This is a genomic window from Nitrosomonas sp. Nm34 (assembly GCF_900113925.1).
GTDB lineage: Bacteria > Pseudomonadota > Gammaproteobacteria > Burkholderiales > Nitrosomonadaceae > Nitrosomonas.
In genome coordinates this window covers 1-1,305 of the sequence record NZ_FORD01000141.1, presented here as the reverse complement: position 1 = coordinate 1,305, position 1,305 = coordinate 1, and the positions used below count along the sequence as shown (strand labels likewise).

At 52.3% G+C, this 1,305-nt stretch carries 2 protein-coding genes; both read left to right on the top strand.

The features are described 5' to 3' along the window. Positions 1–62 precede the first annotated feature (62 nt). Complete coding sequence (locus tag BM283_RS20785; protein ID WP_368086460.1) at positions 63–503, top strand: IS1634 family transposase; 441 nt, start codon at positions 63–65, stop codon at positions 501–503. Then, positions 428–817 carry a hypothetical protein gene (locus tag BM283_RS17765; RefSeq protein ID WP_139225352.1) on the top strand — a complete coding sequence of 130 codons (390 nt, stop codon included), beginning with the start codon at positions 428–430 and terminating at the stop codon, positions 815–817. Before BM283_RS20785 ends, BM283_RS17765 begins: the two co-directional genes overlap by 76 nt. Positions 818–1,305: the final 488 nt, after the last annotated feature.

The following is a 1,305-nucleotide window of genomic DNA, read 5'->3' as shown; positions in this document are numbered from 1 at the left end:
CGCATTTTTTCCGGGACAAACCGGTTGAACACCTGATTGGCGAGGGCATCACCGCGGCCCGATTGAATGATGATCTGCCAGGCCGAACGTTGGATACTATCCATGCGTATGGTTGCAGTTCTTTTTATAGCCAACTGGCGGTTCACAGTGTCCAAAAGCTCGGCTTGCCATGCCAAACCGGCCATCCGGATTCGACCAGCTTTCATGCCGACGGTATCTATAACAGCCAATTGCCGATTGATGAAGACAGTCAATTAATTCACATCACCCAAGGCTATAGCCGTGATCATCGACCGGATTTGAATCAGGCAGTGTTGCAATTGGTGGTAGAAAGACAAGCGGGGATTCCGTTGTTGATGGAACCGTTAAGCGGCAATCATGCTGATAAAACCAGCTTTAGACAGACGCTGAGCAGCACATGGCTCAGTTGCAACAGGACGTCGGCTTGCGCGCGATTGTCGCCAATAGCGCGTTGTATACTGCCGAAAGCCTGGCTCAGATGAATGGCTATACCTGGATCACGCGAGTTCCGGAAACGCTGACGCTGGCCAGGGAGACTATCGCCTTGACAGCCCCCCTGTTGGCAGCGCAAGCAGATGAACAGCAGCACATCAAACTGTGCACCACTTATGCCGATGTCCGGCAACGTTGGCTGCTGATCTATTCGCCAGCGGCTCGGCAACGTGCCTTGAAGACGGTCAACACAGCCTTTACGGAACAAAGTCAGCAAGAATTAGAAGCGTTTGCAGCCTTGTCTCGTCAAGAATTTGCTTGTGAAGTCGATGCCGAAACGGCCGTGCGACGCTTCAGGAAATAACTGAAACTCACCACGCTGACGGCCTGTCAGTTGATCAGTGAAGCCCGTTACCAACGGCGCGGACGCCCCAGGCCGGACCAGGCCGCTGATTACACTATTGTGCGAATTGAAGGTGCCATCGCCTCAAACGTGTCCATCTATCAGGAGCGACTGCAACGGAAAAGCTGCTTTATTCTGGCCACCAATGAAACCGATACGTCCCGATTCACAGCCGAAGAACTGCTGGGTACCTATAAGGATTAACAAAAAGTAGAACGTGGCTTTCGCTTTCTCAAAGACCCGCAATTTTTGGCCTCGACCCTCTTTTTAAAATCGGTGCCTCGGATCATGAGCTTAGCCGCGATCATGACGCTGTGTTTACTGGTGTATGCAGCTTTGGAATATCGGATTCGTACCGCGCTGGCCGAAGCTAGCGAAACCTTCCCCAATCAATCAGGCCGCCCGATTGCCAACCCCACCGCACGTTGGGTCTTTCAGTATTTTATGGG